This window comes from Cellulomonas sp. PSBB021 (assembly GCF_002240455.1).
Classification (GTDB): domain Bacteria; phylum Actinomycetota; class Actinomycetes; order Actinomycetales; family Cellulomonadaceae; genus Cellulomonas; species Cellulomonas uda.
On sequence record NZ_CP021430.1, the window covers coordinates 683,048 to 703,594 of the forward strand.

Below are 20,547 nucleotides of genomic sequence, written 5' to 3' on the forward strand. Positions count from 1 at the left end.
GTGACGTCGCGGGACGAGATGCCCGACGTCACGGTGCCGGACGTCACGGTGCCCGATGTCACGGTGCCCGATGTCACGGTGCCCGATGTCACGGTGCCCGATGTCACGGTGCCCGATGTCACGGTGCGCTGGCTCGGTCACGCGAGCGTGGTGCTCGACCTCACGCTCGCGGGGGAGCAGCCGGGGGTCGCGCGACGCGTCCGGCTGCTGACGGACCCCCTGCTGCGCCGTCACGCGGGCCTGCTGCGCCGTCGCGGCGGGGCGCCGCGGCGCGAGGACTGGTGCGACGCGGACGCGGTGCTGGTCTCGCACCTGCACCACGACCACGCGGAGCTGGGCTCGCTCGAGCTGCTGGGCGCGACGCCCGTGGTCGCACCGCCCAGCAACGCCCACTGGCTCACCCGCCACGGCGTGCCGGCGGTCGCGGTGCCCGAGGGCTCGTGGTGGCACGTGCCCGGTACGGGCGTGCGTGTGCGGCCGGTGACCGCGGTGCACGGGCACCGGCCCATGCCGCACCGGCCGAACGCCGCCGTGGGGTTCCTCGTCGTCGGCCCCGGGGTGCGGGTGTGGTTCGCGGGGGACACCGCGCCGTTCCCGCAGATGGCGGAGCTGCCGGCGCTCGCGGGTGGGCCCATCGACCTCGCGCTGGTGCCCGTGGGCGGGTGGGGGCCGCGGCTGTCCGGCGGGCACATGGACCCGGTCCAGGCCGCCGAGGCGGTCGCGGCGGTGCGGGCAGCGGCGGCCGTGCCGGTGCACTGGGGGACGCTGCACGCCCCGGTCTCGCGGCGGCTGCCGCCCGGCTGGATGGACGCGGCCGGTCCGGCGTTCGCCGCGGCCGTCGCGCGGCGGGCGCCGGGCTGCGCGGTGCACGTGCTCGAGCCCGGGGACCAGGTCCGCGTGCGCGTGCGGTGACGCGTCACGCGGGACATCGGCGTGTCGCGCGCGATCGAACGTCTGTTCGGTAGTGTGGTGCGCGGTGACGACGTCCGCGACGTCCACCCGTCCACAGGTCGGTCCCCGTGAGGGGCCGTCCACAGGGCCGGGAGGTGCGCGACGGCTGTGTCGGTGGTCGGGCATAGCGTCACCGCACGACGAGAAGACCAGCCCCCGCAGGCGCAGCACGTCAGCTGCTCGAGACGAAGGTGGAGCACATGCCTCCCGCACCCCAGGACCGCGAGAAGGCCCTCGAGGCCGCCCTCTCCCAGATCGACCGTCAGTTCGGCAAGGGCTCCATCATGCGCCTCGGCGACGAGGGCCGTGCCCCCGTCGAGGTGATCCCCACCGGCTCGATCGCGCTCGACGTCGCGCTCGGCATCGGCGGTCTCCCGCGCGGCCGCATCATCGAGATCTACGGCCCGGAGTCCTCCGGCAAGACGACGGTCGCGCTGCACGCGGTCGCGAACGCGCAGCGGGCCGGCGGCATCGCGGCGTTCATCGACGCGGAGCACGCGCTCGACCCGGAGTACGCCAAGAAGCTCGGTGTGGACACCGACGCGCTGCTCGTGTCCCAGCCGGACACGGGCGAGCAGGCGCTCGAGATCATGGACATGCTGATCCGCTCCGGCGCGATCGACATCATCGTGATCGACTCGGTCGCCGCGCTCGTGCCGAAGGCCGAGATCGAGGGCGAGATGGGTGACAGCCACGTCGGTCTGCAGGCGCGACTGATGTCGCAGGCGCTGCGCAAGATCACCGGTGCCCTCAACTCCTCCGGCACCACCGCGATCTTCATCAACCAGCTGCGCGAGAAGATCGGCGTGTTCTTCGGCTCGCCCGAGACCACGACCGGTGGCAAGGCCCTCAAGTTCTACGCGTCGGTCCGCATGGACATCCGCCGGATCGAGACCCTCAAGGAGGGCACCGACGCGGTCGGCAACCGCACACGCGTCAAGGTCGTCAAGAACAAGATGGCGCCGCCGTTCAAGCAGGCCGAGTTCGACATCCTGTACGGCGTGGGCATCTCGCGCGAGGGCTCGCTGATCGACCTCGGCGTCGAGCACGGCTTCATCCGCAAGTCCGGTGCGTGGTTCACGTACGAGGGCGACCAGCTGGGTCAGGGCAAGGAGAACGCGCGCAAGTTCCTGCGCGACAACCCGGACCTCGCCGACGAGCTCGACAAGAAGATCAAGGAGAAGCTCGGCATCGGTGCGCGCCTCGACGTGCCGGCGGACGCGCCGCCGGCGGTCGACTTCTGACCTCCGTCGGAGCACCGGTATGGCGATGAGCAACGCGGGTGCTCGTCGACGGCGGCCGGCTCAGGAGCCGCCGTCGACGGGCGCCGCGGCGCACGACGCCGAGCCCGACCAGGAGTCCGTCGCGCGGTCCATCGCGCTGCGGCTGCTCACGGGCGCGCCGCGGAGCCGTGCGCAGCTCGAGGAGGCGATGGCACGTCGCGAGGTCCCCGAGGAGGTCGCGGCGCGCGTGCTCGACCGGTTCACCGAGGTCGGGCTCATCGACGACGCCGAGTACGCACGGATGCTCGTGCGGACCCGCCACGAGGAGCGCGGGCTGTCCCGCCGGGCGCTCGCGGTCGAGCTGCGGCGCAAGGGCATCGACGACGAGACCGCGGCGGTCGCGCTCGAGCAGGTCGACCAGGACGACGAGGAGGAGGCGGCGCGCGCGATCGTGCGCCGCAAGCTCCGGGCGACGTCCGGGCTCGACGACGCGACCCGTCTGCGGCGGGTCGCGGGCACCCTCGGCCGCAAGGGCTACGCGCCGGGACTCGCGCTGCGGCTCGCGCGCGAGGAGCTCGCCGCTGAGCGCGGGCAGCACGCCGACGACGGTCCGGCCGCGGGTCCCTGGGACGTCTGAGGGGCACCCGTCCGGCAGGACGAGAGACCCATGACGAGCGCCCGGGCGCATCGCTCGGGCACTGACCTGGACGGATGCCCTCGTCCTGGTTCGGGTGTCGCGGCGGACGAGGAGCCGCGCGTGCGCGACAATGACCGCGACGAGCGGAGGTGAGCGTGGACTGGAGCGGTGTCGCGACAGTCGTCGGGCTGCTCGGCGCCTGCCTCGTGGCGCTCATCCTCGTGCTCATCGCGCGGCGTGAGGCGAGCGCCCAGCGCGAGCAGGCGGCCAAGGACGTCGCCGAGATCAAAGGTGCGGCGCGTGAGCTGCTCGCCTCCGCCGAGCGACGCGAGCAGCGGGCGCGCGAGCGCGACGAGGCCGCCGCCGCGGCGCACTCCCGGGCCCAGGCCGCCGAGGAGCGCGCTCGTGAGCACGAGCGCAGCGCGCAGACCGCCGGGCGCGCCGCCGAGCGTGCGCTGGCCGCCGCCGAGCGTGACAGCGCCGCCCAGGTGGAGCGCGCCGCCCAGCAGGCGCGCACGACCCTCGACGCCGCGCACGCGCAGGCGCGCGCCGAGCTGGAGTCGGCGACCGGGCTCACGGCCGACGAGGCGCGGGCCGCGCTCACCCGCCGCATCACCGAGCAGGCGCAGAACGAGGCCTCGTCGTACGTACGACGCGCAGAGGCCCAGGCGCGCCGCACCGCGGAGGCCCGTGCGCGCCGCATCGTCGCGACCGCGGTGCACCGCACGGCCGTGGCCACGAGCGCGCAGGCCGGCCTGACCGTCGTCCCGGTGCCGTCGGACGAGATGAAGGGCCGCATCATCGGCAAGGAGGGCCGCAACATCCGGTCCTTCGAGGCGCTCACCGGCGTCAACGTGCTCGTCGACGAGCAACCGGACGCCGTGGTGCTCTCGTGCTTCGACGCCGAGCGTCGCGAGGTCGCCCAGGTGACGCTCGAGGCGCTCGTCGCGGACGGGCGGATCCAGCCGCAGCGCATCGAGGAGGCGTACGCCGAGGCGCTCGCCGGCGCCGACGACCGTGCGGTCGCGGCCGGGCACGTCGCGGCCGAGCGCGCGGGGGTGGAGGGGCTGCACCCGGTGCTCGTGCGCACGCTCGGGCGGTTGCGGCTACGCACGTCGTACGGGCAGAACGTGCTCGAGCACCTCGTGGAGAGCGCGCTGCTCGCGGGCTCGGTCGCGGCGGAGCTCGGTGCGGACGAGCAGCTCGCGCGGCGTGCGGCGCTGCTGCACGACGTGGGCAAGGCGCTCACGAACGAGATCCCGGGGACGCACGCCGCGGTGGGCGCCGAGCTCGCCCGGCGTCACGGTGAGGACGACGTCGTCGTCAACGCGATCGCCGCCCACCACGACGAGGTGCCGCTCGAGACGGTCGAGGCCGTCGTCGTGCAGATCGCCGACGCGATCTCGGCGTCGCGGCCGGGCGCGCGGCGCCAGGAGCTCGACCAGTACCTCGAGCGCATGGACCGGCTCGAGAGCCTCGTCGCGAAGCACCGGGGCGTGCGGCGGGCGCTCGCGATGGCCGCGGGGCGCGAGGTGCGCGTCGTCGTCGAGCCGTCGGAGGTGGACGACGGGAGCCTGCCGGACCTCGCGCGCGCGATCGCGCGGCACATCGAGGCCGACCTGACCTACCCGGGCGAGATCACGGTCACGGTCGTGCGCGAGATCCGCGCGAGCGCCACCGCCGGCTGACCCGCGACGACGCCGGGTACGGCAGCCCGGACGGCGACCTCGACGGTACCGGGACGGCCGGGGTCAGGGCCGCTGGTCGTCGACGCCGGCCGTCACGACGAGGCTGGGCGCCTCGGCGCGCGCCTTGCCGGCCGTGCGACGGCCCACCCGGCCGGCGAGCGCCTCGGCGAGCCGCGTGAGCAGCCAGTTGATGGCGATGAACACGACCGCCGCGACCACGAGGGCCTGCAGGATGTTGCCGTTGCCGGACCCGAACCGTCGTGCCGCCGCGAGCAGCTCGGGATAGGTGATGATCGCGCCCAGCGCGGTGTCCTTGAGGATCACGACGAGCTGGCTCGCGATCGCCGGGAGCATCGCGATGACGGCCTGCGGTACCTCGACGAGGCGCAGCGACTGCGGCCGGCGCAGCCCGATCGCGAGCGCGGCCTCCCGCTGGCCCTGGGGCAGGTTGTGCACGCCCGAGCGCACCAGCTCGGCGAACACGGATCCGTTGTAGAGGGTGAGCCCGAGCACGACCGAGACGAGGGGCAGGTCCTGGGGCGAGACCAGGTCGAGCCGGGGGATCGCCATGTAGAAGAAGACCATCATGATGAGCACGGGCACCGCGCGGAAGAACTCGACGACGCCGCCCGACACCATGCGCACGGTGCGCGACGCGGACAGCCGCCCGAGCCCGAACACGAACCCGAACACACCCGCCGTGACGATGGACAGCCCGGCCGCGACGAGCGTCTGGCGCAGGCCGGGCAGGAAGTAGTCCTGCCACGCGCTGACGGTGAACAGCGGGGCCCACAGGTCGCTGTCGAGCTGGCCCTTGCGGTTCAGCAGCACCAGCGCGTACACGGCGATGCCGACGACGACGACGGTCGCGGCGACGTTGACCCAGACCATCCGGCGCCGCGCGCGCGGGCCGGGGGCGTCGAACAGGACGGACCCGCTCACCGCGCCACCGCCAGCCGCCGCGACAGGCTCGTCGTCGCGAGCCCGATGGGCACGACGATGAGGACGAACCCGAACGCGAAGATGAAGAAGATCGCCAGGATGAGGTCCGGGCGGTTCTCGATCATCGTGCGCAGGAGCCCCGAGGTCTCGGCGACCGAGCCCGCCGCGGCGACGGTCGAGTTCTTGGTGAGGGCGATGAGCACGTTGCCGAGCGGCGCCACCGCGCCCCGGAACGCCTGCGGCAGGATGACGAGCCGCGCGGACGAGGCGAAGTCCAGGCCGATCGCGCGCGCCGCCTCGGCCTGCCCGACCGGGACCGTGTTCACGCCCGAGCGCAGCGCCTCGCACACGAACGCCGCGTGGTAGACGGCCAGGCCGAGCACCGACAGCCAGAAGAAGTTGCGCTGGAAGTCGGACGACAGCGTGATGCCGAGCTGCCCCCACAGGCCGAGCACGCAGAACACGATGATCACGGTGAGGGGCGTGTTGCGGATCAGCGTGACGTACGTGGAGCCGGCCCACCGCAGGCTCGGCACGGGGGAGATGCGCATGACCGCGAGGACGGTCCCGACGACGAGCGAGACGATCGCCGCGAAGAACGTCAGCTGGATGTTGGTCCAGAACGCCCCGAGCACGTCGAACTCGCTGAACAACGACGTGAAGTCGTCCACCGACCCTCCTGTCACGCTTCGTCCACCCGAGTGCTGGTCCGCCGGCGTCCGGTCGGGCCGCGCCGACGGCCCGACCGGACGTCAGGCCTCACCCGCAGGCGGCGGGCGTCGGCGGGTTGAGGTCGGCGTTCGGCTCGTACCCGGACGCGCTGACGTTGTCGTCGAGCGCCTTCTGCCACGAGCCGTCCTCGAGCATCGCGTTGATGGCGTCCGTGACGGCCTGGCACTTGTCGGAGTCCTTCGGCAGGCCGACGCCGTAGTTCTCCTCGGAGAACGGGTTGCCGACGACCTTGACCTTGCCCTCGTTGGCGGGGATGGCGGCGAGGCCCGCGAGGATGATGTCGTCGGTCGTGACCGCGTCGACCGTCCCGGCGGTGAGCGCGGTGACGCACTCGCTGTAGCCGGGCTGCTCGAGCAGCTGGGTGCCCGCCGCGTAGTCGTCCTTGATGCGCTGCGCGGACGTCGACCCGGTCACCGAGCACAGGTTCTTGCCGTCCAGGTCCTCCGGGCCGGTGATCGAGGTGTCGTCGGCCGCGACGAGCAGGTCCTGACCGGCGACGAAGTACGGACCGGCGAAGGAGATGACCTTCTTGCGCTCGTCGGTGATCGAGTACGTCGCGAAGATCATGTCGACCTGGCCGTTCTGCAGCATGGTCTCGCGCTGCGCGGACGGGGACTCGACGAACTCGATCTGGTCCTCGGAGTAGCCGAGCTTGTCGGCGACGTAGCGGGCGACGTCCACGTCGAACCCGGTGTACTCGTCGCCGTCCTTGAAGCCCAGGCCGGGCTGGTCGAACTTGATGCCGATGCGGATCGTGCCGCCGTCGCCGGTCCCGTCGCCGGTGGCGCCGTCGTCACCGTCGTCGGACGAGCAGGCCACCAGGGTGAGTGCGGCGGCGAGGGCGAGCGCGGCGGCGCCCGCGGTCCGGCGCGGCCGGTGCGTGAGACGGGTCATGGTGGGTCCCTTCGTGTCGGGTGACTGCGCTTCGTGCGGGAGGTCGGCGGGTCGTCCGGGTCAGTGTCAGTGGGTGAGGATCTTGGACAGGAAGTCGCGGGCGCGCGCGCTCGACGGCGACGTGAAGAACGTCTCGGGGTCGGCCTGCTCGACGATCTCGCCGCCGTCCATGAACACCACGCGGTTCGCGGCGCGGCGCGCGAAGCCCATCTCGTGGGTGACGACGAGCATCGTCATGCCGTCGCGCGCGAGCCCGACCATGACGTCGAGCACCTCGTTGATCATCTCGGGGTCGAGCGCGGACGTCGGCTCGTCGAACAGCATGACCTTGGGGTCCATCGCGAGCGCCCGGGCGATCGCGACGCGTTGCTGCTGACCGCCCGACAGCTGGGCGGGCAGCTTCTCGGCCTGGTTCGCGACGCCGACCCGGTCGAGCAGCTCCATCGCGCGGCTGCGGGCCGCGGCGCGCTTGACGCCCTTGGCCTTGATCGGCCCCAGCGTGACGTTCTCCAGCACCGTCTTGTGCGCGAACAGGTTGAACGACTGGAACACCATGCCGACGTCGGCCCGCAGGCGTGCGAGCTCGCGCCCCTCGGCGGGCAGCTCGCGACCGTCGATCGTGATCGTGCCGGCGTCGATGGTCTCGAGCCGGTTGATGGTGCGGCACAGGGTGGACTTGCCGCTGCCGGACGGGCCGATGATCACGACCACCTCGCCCCGCGCGACCGTCAGGTCGATCTGCTTGAGCACGTGCAGGGGGCCGAAGTGCTTGTCGACGCCGCGCAGCTCGACGAGGGGCGCCCCCTCGTCGTCGTGCGCCGCAGGCCCGGACGAGGCTGTCGCGAGGTCCACCATCCGACGAACGTAGGGGGAAATGCCCCGTGGTGCATCCTTCGTCGCGTTTCGATCAGGAAACATCTGGGGCGGACCGGACGCGTGACCAGGTCACGGCCGCCCGGCCACCGCCGCGGTGCGACGGCCTGCGACGACGCGCGCGTACCCTGGTCGGTGATGTCCACGACCCTGCCTGCCCCCGCGCCCGCCCCGACGCCCGCCGAGGCGCCGCGGGGCTCCGTGCGCACCTACCTGGTCAAGACGCTCGGCTGTCAGATGAACGTGCACGACTCCGAGCACATGGCCGGCATGCTCGAGCAGGCAGGCTACGTCGCGGCGACGCCCGAGCAGGTCGCGGCGGAGGACGCCGACGTCGTCGTGATCAACACGTGCGCGGTGCGTGAGAACGCCGCGGACAAGCTCTACGGCAACCTCGGTCGCCTCGCGGGCACAAAGCGCAGCCGTCCGGGGGGCATGCAGATCGCCGTCGGCGGCTGTCTCGCGCAGAAGGACCGCGCGGGCATCGTCGAGCGGGCGCCGTGGGTGGACGTCGTGTTCGGCACGCACAACCTCGACGTCCTGCCCGCGCTGCTGGAGCGCGCGCGGCACAACGAGCGCGCGCAGGTCGAGATCGAGGAGTCCCTCAAGGTCTTCCCGTCGACGCTGCCGACGCGCCGCGAGTCCGTGTACGCGGGCTGGGTGTCCATCAGCGTGGGCTGCAACAACACGTGCACGTTCTGCATCGTCCCGCACCTGCGCGGCAAGGAGCGCGACCGTCGGCCCGGCGAGATCCTCGCGGAGGTCGAGGCGCTCGTCGCGACGGGCGCGATCGAGGTGACGCTGCTGGGCCAGAACGTCAACTCCTACGGCGTCGGTTTCGGCGACCGGGGCGCGTTCGCCAAGCTGCTGCGCGCGGTCGGTGCCGTGGACGGGCTCGAGCGCGTGCGCTTCACCTCGCCGCACCCCGCCGCGTTCACCGACGACGTCATCGCGGCGATGGCGCAGACCCCCACGGTGATGCCGTCCCTGCACATGCCGCTGCAGTCCGGCTCGGACCGCGTGCTGCGCGCGATGCGGCGGTCGTACCGCTCGGAAAGGTTCCTCGGCATCCTGGACCGCGTCCGAGCGCAGATCCCGCACGCCGCGATCACGACCGACATCATCGTCGGGTTCCCGGGGGAGACCGACGAGGACTTCGAGGACACGCTGCGCGTGGTCGAGGCCGCGCGGTTCTCGTCGGCGTTCACGTTCCAGTACTCCCGCGCCCGGGCACCCCCGCGGCGGACCTGCCGGACCAGCTGCCCAAGGCGGTCGTGCAGGAGCGCTACGAGCGGCTCGTCGCGCTCCAGGAGCGGATCTGCGCGCAGGAGAACGCCGCGCAGGTCGGGCGGGTCGTCGAGGTGCTCGTCGCCGAGGGCGAGGGCCGCAAGGACGGCGAGACGCGCCGCATCTCGGGGCGCGCCGCGGACAACCGGCTCGTGCACCTCGCCCTGCCGGCGGACCTGGCCCCGGCGGACGCCCCGCGGCCCGGCGACCTCGTCACGGTGCGTGTGACGCACGGCGCGCCGCACCACCTGGTCGCGGACTCCGCGGTGACGGGCGGCCCGTTCGCGGTGCGTCGCACCCGGGCCGGGGACGCGTGGGCGGCACGGCAGGGCCGCGAGGACGGGCACGAGGACGGGCACGACGAGCACGCGGGCGGCTCGTGCGGCACGGGCGGTGCGCCCGCCGGTCCGGTGAGCCTGGGGATGCCGACGCTCACGGTTCGCTGACCCGCTGACGCGCACCCGCGTGGGGCGCACCGCGGCGCGTGCGCCGGGTGCGGCGTCAGTCGTCCGGCAGCCCGGTCGTCGGCCCGGGGCCCGGGATCGTCGCCTCGAGCGCCGCGAACAGCTGCACACCCGTCCCCAGGCCGCACGCCAGGATCTGCGCGAGCTGGGCGTCGGTCGCCCCCGGCTCGAAGTCGGCGCTCACCTCCGAGTACAGGGCGAGCATGCCCTCCTCCTCGCGGACGTACGCCTTGGGCCAGATGCGCTCGCGGTTCCAGTCGTTCAGCGCGAGGGACACCGCGCCCCGCTGCTCGAGCGGGACCTGGCGCTGCCACCGACCGCGCACCTGCACGATCTCGTCGTGCTCGCCCAGCAGCAGGAACCAGAAGCGGCTGCCGTCCCACGTCCCGGTGAGGTCGCCGTCGTCGTCGACGATGAACCGGTAGCCCTTGCTGAGCAGGTAGTCGCCCACGCGGTCGCGCGTGACGGGACGCGGCTCCTCGTCGTCCGACGGCACGTCCTTGGGCGGCTTCGGCAGCCCGCCGAGCACGCGCAGCAGCCAGCCGGGCCCGCTCACGGCATGCTCCCGGCCGGGTCGGGGTACTTCTCGTCGAGCGCGTCGAAGAACATCGAGCCGGTGGACAGCCCGCAGAACAGCAGCTGCGAGAGCTGCGCGTCGGTCGCGCCGTGCTCGAGGTCGGTCGCGACCTCCGAGACGACGTGCACGCGCCCGTTGTCCCGCACGCGCACGTACGCCTTGGGCCAGATCCGGTCGGCGTTCCACTCGTTGCACAGGTCGAGCACCTCCTCGAGGCGCTCGATCGCGATCTCCCGGTGCCACTGGCCGCGGACCTGCAGGATCTCCGAGCTCTCGCCGAAGAGGAAGAAGTAGAACAGGCGCCCGCGCCACAGGCCGCCGAGGTCGCCGTCGTTGTCGACGAAGTAGCTGAAGTGGTTGTCGCTCATCCACGCGGCGATGCGGGCCGGCGTGACCGCGCGCGGGTGGTCCGGCGCGGGCTCGGCGACGCCCAGCTCGCGCGCGAGGAGACGCGTGACGCTGTCGTGGAGCTCGTCGTCGCTGGGGTCGGAGGCGGGACCGCGAGCCTGTCCGGTGCCCGCCGGCGCGCGCCGCCGACGCCACCAGGGACGGTGCTCGTCGGGCGTGGCGGTCATGGGGCGACACTACCCGGGCCCCCGCGCGGGATCGCGGTGGGCGTCCCGAACCGTGGACGGGCGGACGGGCGGCGTCGCGCTCGCCCGGTGCGCCGCGCGCGGGCTAGGGTCGCGACGATCGCGCACGACGACGACGAGGACGGTGCCCCCGTGGGCTTCTTCACCAGGAACGACCAGCCCGAGACGGCAGCGGAGGCGCCCGGGCGCTCGACCACGCTCGAGCCGCTGTCGAACGAGCGGATCACCGCCGTCCTCGACGCGCACGGGTACCGGTACGCGATCGACTCCGACGGCGACATCGGGGGGATCTGGGACGACCACGTCTTCTACTTCGTGCGCATCGGGCCGGAGCGCGAGTTCCTGCAGGTGCGCGGTCGCTGGTCGCGCGCGGTGCCGGCGGCGGCGTACCTCGAGGTGCTCGAGCTCGTGAACGAGTGGAACACCTCGAAGGTGTTCCCCAAGACGTACGTGCGCGTCGAGGAGGACCAGCTGGGCGTCTACGCCGAGCACGCCGTGGACTACGCGCACGGGCTCGCGGACGAGCAGCTCGACCAGCATCTGAGCTGCGCCGTGTCGACCGCGCTCGCGTTCTTCGCGCGGCTCGACGAGGCCTACCCGCAGGCGGTCGAGGAGCACCGCGCGCGCATCGCCGCGGCGCGCGAGGGCTGACGTCACGCCCCGCGCGGGGCGTGCCCGGTGAGCGGCTAGGTTCGGTGCATGCTCGTCGCCGCCGCGCTCGTCCCCGACACCGTGCTCCTGGTCCCCGGGGCGAGCGGACGCACGGACGCTGCGGGTGCGCTCCGCGCGGCGGCCGTGGGGGCGGTCGCGTCCGCCGTGCGCGCCGCCGACCGCGTGGTCGTGGTGGCGCCCGACGACGGCGCGGCAGGGTCGACGGCCGACGACGTCGTCGCGCTCGCCGGACCGGTCTCGGCGTCGCTCGCGCCCGTCGGTGTACCGGACCACCTGCTCGCCGACGCCGTCGGGGGCGACCTCGTCGCGGTGTCCTCCGTACGGACGCAGGGGCGCCGGGTGGCGCCGCCCGGCGCCTCGCTCGCGCTGCACCTGCTCGCCGCGGCCGGGTGGTCCGGGCCGACGGGGTGCCTCGTGGTCGCGCGCACGCCGCGCGCGGGGGCGGCGGGCGCGCTGCGGACGGCGGGACGGGCGGCGGTGGGCGAGGGACGCACGGCGCTGGTCGTGGTCGGCTCGGCGAGCGGTCGGCACGGGCCGGACGGCCCCCTCGCCGACGACCCCGCCGCTCCCGCGTACGACGCACGCCTCGTCGCCGACCTGGCGGCGGTCGACCCGGACGCGCTCGACCGGCTCGCGGGGCTCGACGCCGGCGAGGCCGCGGCGCTCGCGGTGACCGGCTGGGGTCCGTGGCAGGTGCTGCTCGGCGCGCTCGACGGGGCGCGCGTCGTCGCCGACGTGCGCGGCGTGCTCCTGCTCGGTGCGCAGCACGTCGTCGGGACGTGGGTGGCGGCGTGAGCCCGCTCGTCGTCGCCGTCGTCGGCCCCACCGCGACCGGCAAGTCCGACCTCGCGGTCGAGCTCGCGCTCGCGCTGGGCGGCGAGGTGCTCAACGCCGACGCGCTGCAGCTCTACCGGGGCATGGACGTCGGGACCGCCAAGCTCACGCCCGCCGAGCGGCGCGGCGTGCCGCACCACCTACTCGACGTGCTGGACCCGCGTGACGAGGCCAGCGTCGCCGACTACCAGGCGCTCGCGCGTGTGGCGGTCGACGACTGCCACGCCCGCGGCGTGCGCGTCGTCGCGGCGGGCGGCTCCGGGCTGTACGTGCGGGCGCTGCTCGACCACATGGAGTTCCCCGGTACGGACCCGGCCGTGCGCGCCCGGCTCGAGCAGCGCGTCGAGGAGGAGGGGTCCCGTGCGCTGCACGCGGAGCTCGAGCGCGTCGACCCGACGGCCGCGGCGTCGATCGGTCCGCGCAACGCACGTCGCGTCGTGCGGGCGCTCGAGGTCATCGCGCTCACCGGCCGGCCGTACTCGTCGTCGCTGCCGCAGCACGTGTACGAGGTCCCCGCGGTGCAGATCGGGCTCGACTGCGACCGTGCCGTGCTCGACGAGCGCGTCGCCGCACGCACGCGGCGGATGTTCGCCGACGGGCTGGTCGACGAGGTCGAACGGCTCCTCGCGCACGGCATGGGGCGGACCGCGGCACGGGCGGTCGGGTACGCCGAGACGGCCGCGCTGCTGCGCGGCGAGCTCACGACCGACGGGGCGCGGGACGCGATCACGGCCGGCACGCGGCGCCTGGCCCGCAAGCAGATGGGCTGGTTCGGGCGGGACCCGCGCGTGCACTGGCTCGACTCGCGCGACCCGGACCTCGTCGCGCACGCGCTCGCGCTCGTCGCGCGGGCCGACGCGGGCCGTCTCGGACACGCCACGGACGACCCGGCGCCCCGCCGTAGTCTGGGCTCATGACCGCCGCCGTGGACGTCGCCGCCGGCACCGGCCCGGGCGCGACCGGGACCCTGCACGTCACCAAGGGGCACGGGACCCAGAACGACTTCGTGCTGCTCGACGACCGTGACGGGCGCCTCGACCTGAGCGCGGCGCTCGTGCGCGCGCTCGCGGACCGACGCGCGGGCGTGGGCGGCGACGGGGTGATCCGGCTCGTCGGCACGCAGCACGTCGCCGAGGGGGCGCACCTGCTCCAGGCCGCTCCCGACGCGCGCTGGTTCATGGACTACCGCAACGCCGACGGCTCGGTCGCGGAGATGTGCGGCAACGGCGTGCGCGTGTTCGCGCTGTACCTCGACCGGCTCGGCCTGTGGGACGACGGCGACGAGCTCGCGGTCGGTACGCGCGCGGGCGTCATGCGGGTGCGCCGGGTCGCCGTGCCGCAGGACGTCACGGACGGGGCGTGGTTCGCGTTCGACATCGGCCGCTGGCACCTGCCCGGCGGGGCCGCCGCCCAGAGCGCGGGGTTCGACGCCGAGGTCACGGTCGCGGGCCTCGACGTCGCGCGGCCCGCGCTGAGCGTCGACGTGGGCAACCCGCACAGCGTGCTCGCCCTGCCCGACACCGCGGTGCTCGACGCCGCCGACCTCGTGACCGCGCCCCGGGTGGAGCCCGTGCCCCCGTACGGCACGAACGTCGAGCTCGTCGTGCCGCTGGGCGAGTCCGTCGTCGACGGCAGCCTCACGGGCAGGTTGCGCATGCGCGTGCACGAGCGCGGTGTGGGGGAGACCCGCTCGTGCGGCACGGGAGCGGTCGCCGCCGCGATGGCCGTGCGCACCTGGGCGGGCCCGGGCGCGCCCGACGTCTGGCTCGTGGACGTGCCGGGCGGCACGGTCCGGGTCACCGCGCTCGCGGACTCCCGCGCGGAGCTCGCAGGGCCCGCGGTGCTCGTCGGCGAGATGGACGTCGACGTCACGGCCCTCCTCGGCGCGTGAGCGCCTCGCAGGTCCCGGTGATCTCGCCCGCGGAGCTGGGCGGGCCGCTCGGGGAGCGCGCCACCGTCGTCGAGCTGTCGAGCACGTTCTGCCAGCCGTGCCGCATGGCGCGGGTGGTGCTCCAGCGCGCGGTGGGCACGGCCGAGGGCGTCCGGCTGGTCGAGCTGGACGTCGCCGGACCGCTCGGGGAGCGGCTGGGGCGTCGGCTCGGTGTCCTGAGCACGCCGACCGTGCTGGTCCTCGACGCCGACGGCGTCGTGCGGCACCGCGCGGCCGGGGTGCCGCGGCTCGCTCAGGTGCGCGCGGCGCTCGGGTCGGTGGGCTCCACGGCGGACGCCGGCGACCCGGCGGGGCCGGTGGCCTGACGCGCGGCCACGCGTCGCGCGACCACGGCCGACCCGGCGGCGAGCACCACCGTGAGCGCGAGGCACGCGACGTAGGGTGCGTCGCCGCCCTGGTCGGCGGCCGCCGCGAACACGACGCCAGTCACCGCGAGCGCCATCGACGCGCCGATCGAGTCCGCCACGGACAACGCCGAGCTGTTGGTCCCGGCGGCCTCGCGCGAGGAGTAGCGCAGCACGAGCACCGTCTGGCGGGCGTACGTCAGCCCCATCCCGAACCCGGCGGTCGCCCACGTCACGACGAGCACGGGCACGGGTGCGTGCACCGCCGCGGCGAGCGTCGAGGCCGCGATCCCGAGCGCGACGACGATCGTGCCCACGCGGATCGCGCGCTCGTGACCGAGCCGGGTCTCGCCCAGCCGGCCCTGCAGCCACGACGCGAGCGCCCACGTGAGCGCGGCGCCCGTGAGCGTGACCCCCGCGAGCGTCGCCGCGACGTCGTACCGGCGCGTGAGCAGGTACGGCAGGTACACCTCGGCACCGAAGAACGCGCCCGCGAGCAGCCCGCGCGACGCGACGACCGCGGGCAGCCCGCGCACCGCGCGCAGCGTCCCCGCGGGGACGAGCCGGGCGAGGGCGACGAGCGCCACGCCACCGCCGACGACCGCGGTCGCCGTGGTCGCCGCGCCGGTGAGCTCGGCGCTCGCGCCGAGGGCGAGCACCGCGACGGCCGCGAGCACCGCCCAGGCGACGCGGCGTGACGCCACGCGCGAGCCGCCCGCGGCACGGTCCGGCGCGGCCCGGGACGCGTCCGCGGGCTCGGGTGCGCCGACCGGGGCGACGCGGCGCAGGACCACCGCCACCACCGGCACGACGAGGACGGCGACCGCGAGGAACACCCACCGCCAGTGCAGGTGCTCGGTCACGAGACCGGCGACCGGCGGCCCGACGAGCGACGGCACCACCCACGCCGCGGAGAAGCCGGCGAACACGCGGGGGTGCAGCTCACCCGGGTAGAGCCGGGCGACGACGACGTACGACACGACGGTGAGCGCGCCGCCGCCGAGGCCCTGCAGGAGACGGCCGCCGGCGAGCACGACCATCGTCGGGGCGAGCCCGGCCACCACGAGGCCCAGGACGAACGCACCGGCCGCGGCCACCAGCGGCCGCGCAGGGCCGGTGCGGTCCGCCCACGCGCCCGCGAGCACCATCCCGACGACGCCGGAGGCGAGCGGTGCGGCGAACGCGACCGCGTACAGGCCCGCGCCGTCGAGCTCGAGCGAGACGGTGGGCATCACCGTGGTGACGGCGAGCGACTCGAACGCCGCGAGGAAGACGATCGCGCACAGCGCCCACGTCGTGGCGCGCAGCCGGGTCCAGGCGGCGCGGGCGTCGGGGGTCACGGCGGCAGGCACCGGAGCACCTTAGGCACCCGCACCCACGCCGAGCGGTCAGCGGGCGTCGTCGGCCGCCGTGACCTCCAGCACGCGGAAACCCTTGGCGCTCGCCCGGCGCGTCACCTCCGCCCGCCCCGCGAGCTCGTCGGACAGCCACCGGTGCAGCGAGTCCGCACCGAGGTTCTTGCCGACGACGAGGTGGGCGCGCCCGCCCGGGGCCAGGCGCGGGAGCCAACGCAGGAGCAGCTCGTGCAGCGCCTGCTTGCCGACCCGGATCGGCGGGTTCGACCAGAGCGCCGCGAACCGCACGTCGTCGGGGACGTCGTCGGGCTGCACGGCCCGCACGTTCGTCGCCCCGGCCGCGGCCGCGTTGTGGCGCACGAGGTCGAGCGCGCGCTCGTTGACGTCGACCGCCCACACGCGCGCGTGCGGCGAGCGCAGCGCGAGCTCGAGCGTGATCGGTCCCCACCCGCAGCCGAGGTCCAGCAGGTCCCCGACCGCCGGGGGTGACGGGACCTCGTCGAGCAGCACCCGCGTCGCGTGGTCCACGTGGTCGGGGGAGAACACCCCGCCCGCCGTCTGGAGGGTCAGGTCGCGTCCCGCGAGGTGCACGACGACGGTGCGGCGCTCGTCGGGGGACGCGGGCCGCGCGGTGAAGTAGTGGTCGGCTGCCACGGGGTGAGGGTATCGCTGCGCCGGGAGCGAAAACGCGTCGCCGCGTCGCCGGGGGCGTGCGACCCTGGACGGGACGCGGGAGGCGTGCGCCCCCGCGTGGACCGCACCAGCGACGTCGAAGGAGCCGCGTGAGCGAGACCCACAGCACCACCACACCGAGCCCCACGCCGGACGAGCCGCGCTCGCCCCAGCAGGTGGCCGACGACGTGGTGGCGCGGGTGCTCGCGAGGGCGGGGACCGCGCTGCACGCCGGCGGCACGGTGCACTCCTCGTACGACGGCGACCAGCTCGACCTCGAGGAGCGCACGTCGCTGCGCCGCGTGGCGGGACTGTCGACCGAGCTCGAGGACGTCACCGAGGTCGAGTACCGCGAGCTGCGCCTGGAGAAGGTCGTGCTCGTCGGCGTGTGGGGCTCGTCCGGCGCGGGCGCGGCGAACGGGACGCTCGGCGAGGCCGAGGTGTCCCTGCGCGAGCTCGCGGCGCTGGCCGAGACCGCGGGCTCGCAGGTCCTGGAGGGGCTGCTGCAGCGCCGCGCGAAGCCCGACCCGGGCACGTACCTCGGCTCCGGCAAGGCCGCCGAGCTCGCGTCGGTCGTCGCCGCGGTGGGGGCCGACACCGTCGTGGTCGACGGCGAGCTCGCACCCTCGCAGCGCCGCGCGCTCGAGGACATCGTGCGGGTCAAGGTGGTCGACCGCACGGCGCTGATCCTCGACATCTTCGCCCAGCACGCCAAGTCGCGTGAGGGCAAGGCGCAGGTCGAGCTCGCGCAGCTCGAGTACCTGCTGCCGCGCCTGCGCGGCTGGGGCGAGTCGATGTCCCGCCAGGCCGGTGGCCAGGTCGGCGGCGCGGGCGCGGGCATGGGCTCGCGCGGACCCGGTGAGACCAAGATCGAGCTCGACCGCCGGCGCATCCGGAACCGGATGGCCAAGCTGCGCCGCGAGATCGCCGCGATGCAGCCCGCGCGGCTGACCAAGCGCGCGTCGCGCCGCCGCAACGCGATCCCGTCGGTCGCGATCGCCGGCTACACCAACGCGGGCAAGTCCTCGCTGCTCAACCGGCTGACGAACGCGGGCGTGCTCGTCGAGAACGCGCTGTTCGCGACGCTCGACCCGACCGTGCGTCGTGCGGAGACGGTCGACGGCCGCGTCTACACGCTCGCCGACACGGTCGGGTTCGTGCGTGCGCTGCCGCACCAGCTCGTCGAGGCGTTCCGCTCGACGCTCGAGGAGGTCGCCGACGCGGACCTCATCCTGCACGTCGTCGACGCCTCGCACCCCGATCCCGAGGGGCAGATCGCGGCCGTCCGCCACGTCTTCGCGGACATCCCCGGCGCGATGGACGTGCCCGAGATCATCGTGCTCAACAAGGCGGACCTGGCGTCGCCCGAGGCGATCGCCCGGTTGCGCTCGCGTGAGCTGCACTCGATCGTCGTCTCGGCGCACAGCGGTGAGGGCATCGCGGAGCTGCAGGCCCTCATCGCGGACCAGCTCCCGCGGCCGGGGGTCAGCGTGGACGTGGTGGTGCCGTACCACCGCGGCGACCTGGTGAGCCGCGTGCACGAGCACGGCGACATCGACCACGAGGAGCACACGGCCGACGGGACGGCGCTGCGCGCGCGCGTCGACGAGTCGCTGGCCGCCGAGCTCGAGGCCGCGGCGGTCCGCCGCGCCTGAGAGTCACGCCTGAGCGTCACGCCTGGGCGTCGTCCGCCTCCTCGAACGCGTCGGGGACGCCGTCGCCATCGGAGTCGAGCCGCTCCGCCTGCTCGATCCGGCGGTACGCGCGGTTGCGGGCGCGGAGCAGGACGGCCGCGACGCCGGACGCGACGACAGAGCCCGCGAGCACGCCCACCTTGACGTGCTCGGCGCGCACCGCGGAGTCGAACGCGAGCTCGCCGATCAGCAGCGACACGGTGAACCCGATCCCGCCCAAGGCGGCCACGGCGACGACGTCCCACCAGCTCAGGGCCGGGTCCAGCCGGGCGCGGGTCACGCGCGCGACGAGCCACGTGGTGCCGAGGATGCCGACGAGCTTGCCCACCACGAGCCCCGCGACGATGCCGAGCGCCACCGCGTCGGTGAGCGAGGTGCGCAGGCCGTCCAGCCCTCCGACGCTCACCCCGGCGGCGAAGAACGCGAACACCGGCACCGCCACGCCCGCCGACAGCGGCCGGAACCGGTGCTCGAGGTGCTCGGCCGGTCCCGGCCCGGCGGTGGGCCCGCCGGCCCGCGCGCTGCGCACGACGGGGACGGTGAAGCCGAGCAGCACGCCGGCGACGGTCGCGTGCACCCCGGACGCGTGCATGAGCGTCCACGCGCCGAACGCGAGCGGGAGCAGCAGCCAGCCGGAGCGGACCCGACGCTGCACGGCCACCGCGAAGACGGCGACGAGCGCGAGCGCGCCGAGCAGGGGCGTGACCTGCACCGTGTCGGTGTAGAACACCGCGATCACGGTGACGGCGAGCAGGTCGTCGACGACGGCGAGCGTGAGCAGGAAGGTCCGGAGCGCGGCGGGCAGGTGCGTGCCGACGACCGCGAGCACCGCGAGTGCGAACGCGATGTCCGTCGCCGTGGGGATCGCCCACCCGTCCAGCGCGTCGCCGCCGGACCGTGCGGCGACCACGACGTAGACGACCGCGGGGACGACCATGCCGCCGACGGCCGCGAGGACCGGCAGCGCGGCGCGCCGGGGATCGCGCAGGTCGCCCGCCATGAACTCGCGCTTGAGCTCCAGGCCGACGACGAAGAAGAAGATCGCCAGGAGGCCGTCGGCTGCCCAGGTACCCAGCGACAGGTGCAGGTGCAGGGCCTCGGGCCCGACCTCGTGGTCGCGCAGCGCCCTGTAGGACGCAGCAGCAGGGGAGTTGGCCCACACGAGAGCGACGACCGTCGCTGCGAGGAGGAGGGCGCCTCCCACGGTCTCCTTGCGGAGGATCTCCGAGACGCGGCGGGTCTCGGGCCACGAGCGGCGCGACAGCAGGGTGGTGGGTGCGATCGGCATGCGGGGAGTCCTCGGGGTCGGCGACGATGACGCCGACCAGGCTTCCCGGCACTCCGGGTCCGATCCTACGACGCCCGTGGCGTGGGCGCGGAGCCGCTTCTCGGCAGGCCGGCGTTGTCTGCGGCTGGTCACGCGCATAGGCTGCTGGTCGTGCATACAGCACCGGTGCCGGGTGGTCGCCCGGCGAGCGAGCTCACCGCGTGGGCGAGGATCCGCGACGCGGCGATCGAGTGCTTCGCCGAGCAGGGGTTCGACGCGCCGTTCCGTGTCATCGCCGAGCGGGCCGGCGTCTCGCCCGGACTCATCACCCACCACTTCCGCTCCAAGGCCGAGCTGCGCGAGCAGTGCGACACCGAGGTGCTGCGCCGCTACGAGGCGCTCAAGACGAGCAGCCTGGGCGACCCCAGCGCGTTCCTGCTCGCGAACCTCGCCGAACCCGGGCCCGCCGCCGTGCTCGTCGTCTACATGCTGCGCGCCGTCCACGCCGGCGGCGCACCCGCGCGGCGCTTCCTCGACCACCTCGTCGACAAGGCCCGCGAGGTCATGCGGGCGGGCGTCGAGTCGGGCCTGCTGCGGCCGTCGCGCGACGAGGAGGCGCGGCTGCGCCACCTGGTCCACCAGACGATGGGCGCACTGGTCGTCCAGTTCCTCACGCTGCCCGACGCGACGCCGCACGCGCTGGTCGAGGCGATGGCCGCGCGCCAGCGCGAGCAGGTGCTGCCGACCCTCGAGCTGTTCACGGAGGGCCTGCTCACCTCACGCCGCATGCTCGACGACTACCTGCTGTACGTGGGCGACCCGCCGACCGGCCAGCCGCAGCCGCAGCCGCAGCACGAGAGCGCGTGACGGCACCCGCCGCCCGCGGCGTCCATCCCC

The 20,547-nt window shown here is 74.5% G+C and carries 20 protein-coding genes and 1 pseudogene; 12 read left to right on the forward strand and 9 right to left on the reverse strand.

The genetic code is table 11. The features are described from left to right. The 4 genes from CBP52_RS03080 (at nucleotide 1) to rny (ending at nucleotide 4,499) form a co-directional block, all read left to right on the forward strand. Complete coding sequence (locus CBP52_RS03080) at nucleotides 1–912, forward strand: MBL fold metallo-hydrolase (RefSeq protein ID WP_232514629.1); 912 nt, start codon at nucleotides 1–3, stop codon at nucleotides 910–912. A 239-nt stretch (nucleotides 913–1,151) separates the two neighbouring features. Continuing rightward, a complete protein-coding gene (gene recA / locus CBP52_RS03085) occupies nucleotides 1,152–2,195 on the forward strand; it encodes a recombinase RecA (RefSeq protein WP_094182098.1) in 1,044 nt (347 codons plus the stop codon). A gap of 25 nt (nucleotides 2,196–2,220) precedes the next feature. Further along, a complete protein-coding gene (locus CBP52_RS03090) occupies nucleotides 2,221–2,811 on the forward strand; it encodes a regulatory protein RecX (protein WP_198303563.1) in 591 nt (196 codons plus the stop codon). 149 nt (nucleotides 2,812–2,960) lie between these two features. After that, nucleotides 2,961–4,499 (forward strand): ribonuclease Y, encoded by a 1,539-nt coding sequence (rny, locus tag CBP52_RS03095; protein ID WP_232514630.1) that lies wholly within the window; start codon nucleotides 2,961–2,963, stop codon nucleotides 4,497–4,499. A 63-nt stretch (nucleotides 4,500–4,562) separates the two neighbouring features. Here rny and CBP52_RS03100 read toward each other — a convergent pair whose 3' ends face one another. The 4 genes from CBP52_RS03100 to CBP52_RS03115 form a co-directional block, all read right to left on the reverse strand. After that, nucleotides 4,563–5,441 (reverse strand): amino acid ABC transporter permease, encoded by an 879-nt coding sequence (locus CBP52_RS03100; protein WP_094179782.1) that lies wholly within the window; start codon nucleotides 5,439–5,441, stop codon nucleotides 4,563–4,565. Further along, nucleotides 5,438–6,112: an amino acid ABC transporter permease gene (locus CBP52_RS03105; RefSeq protein ID WP_094179783.1), complete on the reverse strand. Its 675-nt coding sequence runs from the start codon at nucleotides 6,110–6,112 to the stop codon at nucleotides 5,438–5,440. The genes CBP52_RS03100 and CBP52_RS03105 overlap by 4 nt, the downstream gene beginning before the upstream one ends. Nucleotides 6,113–6,200: 88 nt before the next feature. Beyond that, nucleotides 6,201–7,067, reverse strand: coding sequence for a glutamate ABC transporter substrate-binding protein (locus CBP52_RS03110; protein WP_094179784.1), 867 nt, complete (start codon nucleotides 7,065–7,067; stop codon nucleotides 6,201–6,203). Nucleotides 7,068–7,133: 66 nt separating this feature from the next. Next, nucleotides 7,134–7,922: an amino acid ABC transporter ATP-binding protein gene (locus CBP52_RS03115; RefSeq protein WP_094179785.1), complete on the reverse strand. Its 789-nt coding sequence runs from the start codon at nucleotides 7,920–7,922 to the stop codon at nucleotides 7,134–7,136. 156 nt (nucleotides 7,923–8,078) lie between these two features. Here CBP52_RS03115 and miaB point away from each other — a divergent pair. After that, nucleotides 8,079–9,673: pseudogene (gene miaB / locus CBP52_RS03120) on the forward strand (tRNA (N6-isopentenyl adenosine(37)-C2)-methylthiotransferase MiaB). A 55-nt stretch (nucleotides 9,674–9,728) separates the two neighbouring features. On the opposite strand, the gene CBP52_RS03125 reads toward miaB, so the two are convergent. Continuing rightward, complete coding sequence (locus tag CBP52_RS03125) at nucleotides 9,729–10,247, reverse strand: YbjN domain-containing protein (RefSeq protein WP_094179786.1); 519 nt, start codon at nucleotides 10,245–10,247, stop codon at nucleotides 9,729–9,731. Beyond that, a complete protein-coding gene (locus tag CBP52_RS03130) occupies nucleotides 10,244–10,843 on the reverse strand; it encodes a YbjN domain-containing protein (RefSeq protein ID WP_094179787.1) in 600 nt (199 codons plus the stop codon). Before CBP52_RS03130 ends, CBP52_RS03125 begins: the two co-directional genes overlap by 4 nt. A 150-nt stretch (nucleotides 10,844–10,993) precedes the next feature. Here CBP52_RS03130 and CBP52_RS03135 point away from each other — a divergent pair, with 150 nt between their 5' ends. Genes CBP52_RS03135 through CBP52_RS03155 form a run of 5 tightly spaced genes read left to right on the forward strand, consistent with a single transcriptional unit; the run spans nucleotide 10,994 to nucleotide 14,623 of the window. Further along, on the forward strand, nucleotides 10,994–11,512 hold the full coding sequence (locus CBP52_RS03135) for a YbjN domain-containing protein (RefSeq protein WP_232514631.1): 519 nt from the start codon (nucleotides 10,994–10,996) through the stop codon (nucleotides 11,510–11,512). 48 nt (nucleotides 11,513–11,560) lie between these two features. After that, the gene (locus CBP52_RS03140; RefSeq protein WP_094179788.1) at nucleotides 11,561–12,328 is read left to right on the forward strand and encodes a hypothetical protein; all 768 of its coding nucleotides are present in this window, start codon (nucleotides 11,561–11,563) and stop codon (nucleotides 12,326–12,328) included. Beyond that, nucleotides 12,325–13,284 carry a tRNA (adenosine(37)-N6)-dimethylallyltransferase MiaA gene (gene miaA, locus CBP52_RS03145; RefSeq protein WP_094182101.1) on the forward strand — a complete coding sequence of 320 codons (960 nt, stop codon included), beginning with the start codon at nucleotides 12,325–12,327 and terminating at the stop codon, nucleotides 13,282–13,284. Before CBP52_RS03140 ends, miaA begins: the two co-directional genes overlap by 4 nt. Next, nucleotides 13,281–14,258, forward strand: a complete 978-nt coding sequence (dapF, locus tag CBP52_RS03150) for a diaminopimelate epimerase (protein ID WP_094179789.1) — start codon at nucleotides 13,281–13,283, stop codon at nucleotides 14,256–14,258. Before miaA ends, dapF begins: the two co-directional genes overlap by 4 nt. After that, nucleotides 14,255–14,623 (forward strand): thioredoxin family protein, encoded by a 369-nt coding sequence (locus CBP52_RS03155; RefSeq protein ID WP_094179790.1) that lies wholly within the window; start codon nucleotides 14,255–14,257, stop codon nucleotides 14,621–14,623. The genes dapF and CBP52_RS03155 overlap by 4 nt, the downstream gene beginning before the upstream one ends. On the opposite strand, the gene CBP52_RS03160 is transcribed toward CBP52_RS03155, so the two are convergent. Continuing rightward, the gene (locus tag CBP52_RS03160) at nucleotides 14,551–16,014 is read right to left on the reverse strand and encodes an MFS transporter (RefSeq protein WP_232514632.1); all 1,464 of its coding nucleotides are present in this window, start codon (nucleotides 16,012–16,014) and stop codon (nucleotides 14,551–14,553) included. The genes CBP52_RS03155 and CBP52_RS03160 overlap by 73 nt on opposite strands. A 36-nt stretch (nucleotides 16,015–16,050) precedes the next feature. Next, nucleotides 16,051–16,671, reverse strand: a complete 621-nt coding sequence (locus tag CBP52_RS03165; RefSeq protein ID WP_094179791.1) for a class I SAM-dependent methyltransferase — start codon at nucleotides 16,669–16,671, stop codon at nucleotides 16,051–16,053. Between the two features lie 128 nt (nucleotides 16,672–16,799). Here CBP52_RS03165 and hflX point away from each other — a divergent pair, with 128 nt between their 5' ends. After that, a complete protein-coding gene (gene hflX, locus CBP52_RS03170) occupies nucleotides 16,800–18,344 on the forward strand; it encodes a GTPase HflX (RefSeq protein ID WP_094179792.1) in 1,545 nt (514 codons plus the stop codon). A gap of 16 nt (nucleotides 18,345–18,360) precedes the next feature. On the opposite strand, the gene nhaA is transcribed toward hflX, so the two are convergent. Beyond that, nucleotides 18,361–19,671, reverse strand: a complete 1,311-nt coding sequence (gene nhaA, locus CBP52_RS03175; RefSeq protein WP_094179793.1) for a Na+/H+ antiporter NhaA — start codon at nucleotides 19,669–19,671, stop codon at nucleotides 18,361–18,363. Between the two features lie 150 nt (nucleotides 19,672–19,821). Between nhaA and CBP52_RS03180 the strand changes: the two genes are divergently transcribed. After that, nucleotides 19,822–20,517 (forward strand): TetR/AcrR family transcriptional regulator, encoded by a 696-nt coding sequence (locus tag CBP52_RS03180; RefSeq protein WP_094179794.1) that lies wholly within the window; start codon nucleotides 19,822–19,824, stop codon nucleotides 20,515–20,517. Nucleotides 20,518–20,547 lie beyond the last annotated feature (30 nt).

Excerpts from the sequence above, each read along its gene's own strand:
- nhaA (WP_094179793.1), bottom strand. The coding sequence starts at position 19,671 with ATGCCGATCGCACCCACCACCCTGCTGTCGCGCCGCTCGTGGCCCGAG.
- CBP52_RS03140 (WP_094179788.1), top strand. The coding sequence starts at position 11,561 with ATGCTCGTCGCCGCCGCGCTCGTCCCCGACACCGTGCTCCTGGTCCCC.
- CBP52_RS03130 (WP_094179787.1), bottom strand. The coding sequence starts at position 10,843 with ATGACCGCCACGCCCGACGAGCACCGTCCCTGGTGGCGTCGGCGGCGC.
- dapF (WP_094179789.1), top strand. The coding sequence starts at position 13,281 with ATGACCGCCGCCGTGGACGTCGCCGCCGGCACCGGCCCGGGCGCGACC.
- recA (WP_094182098.1), top strand. The coding sequence starts at position 1,152 with ATGCCTCCCGCACCCCAGGACCGCGAGAAGGCCCTCGAGGCCGCCCTC.
- CBP52_RS03115 (WP_094179785.1), bottom strand. The coding sequence starts at position 7,922 with ATGGTGGACCTCGCGACAGCCTCGTCCGGGCCTGCGGCGCACGACGAC.
- CBP52_RS03110 (WP_094179784.1), bottom strand. The coding sequence starts at position 7,067 with ATGACCCGTCTCACGCACCGGCCGCGCCGGACCGCGGGCGCCGCCGCG.
- CBP52_RS03090 (WP_198303563.1), top strand. The coding sequence starts at position 2,221 with ATGAGCAACGCGGGTGCTCGTCGACGGCGGCCGGCTCAGGAGCCGCCG.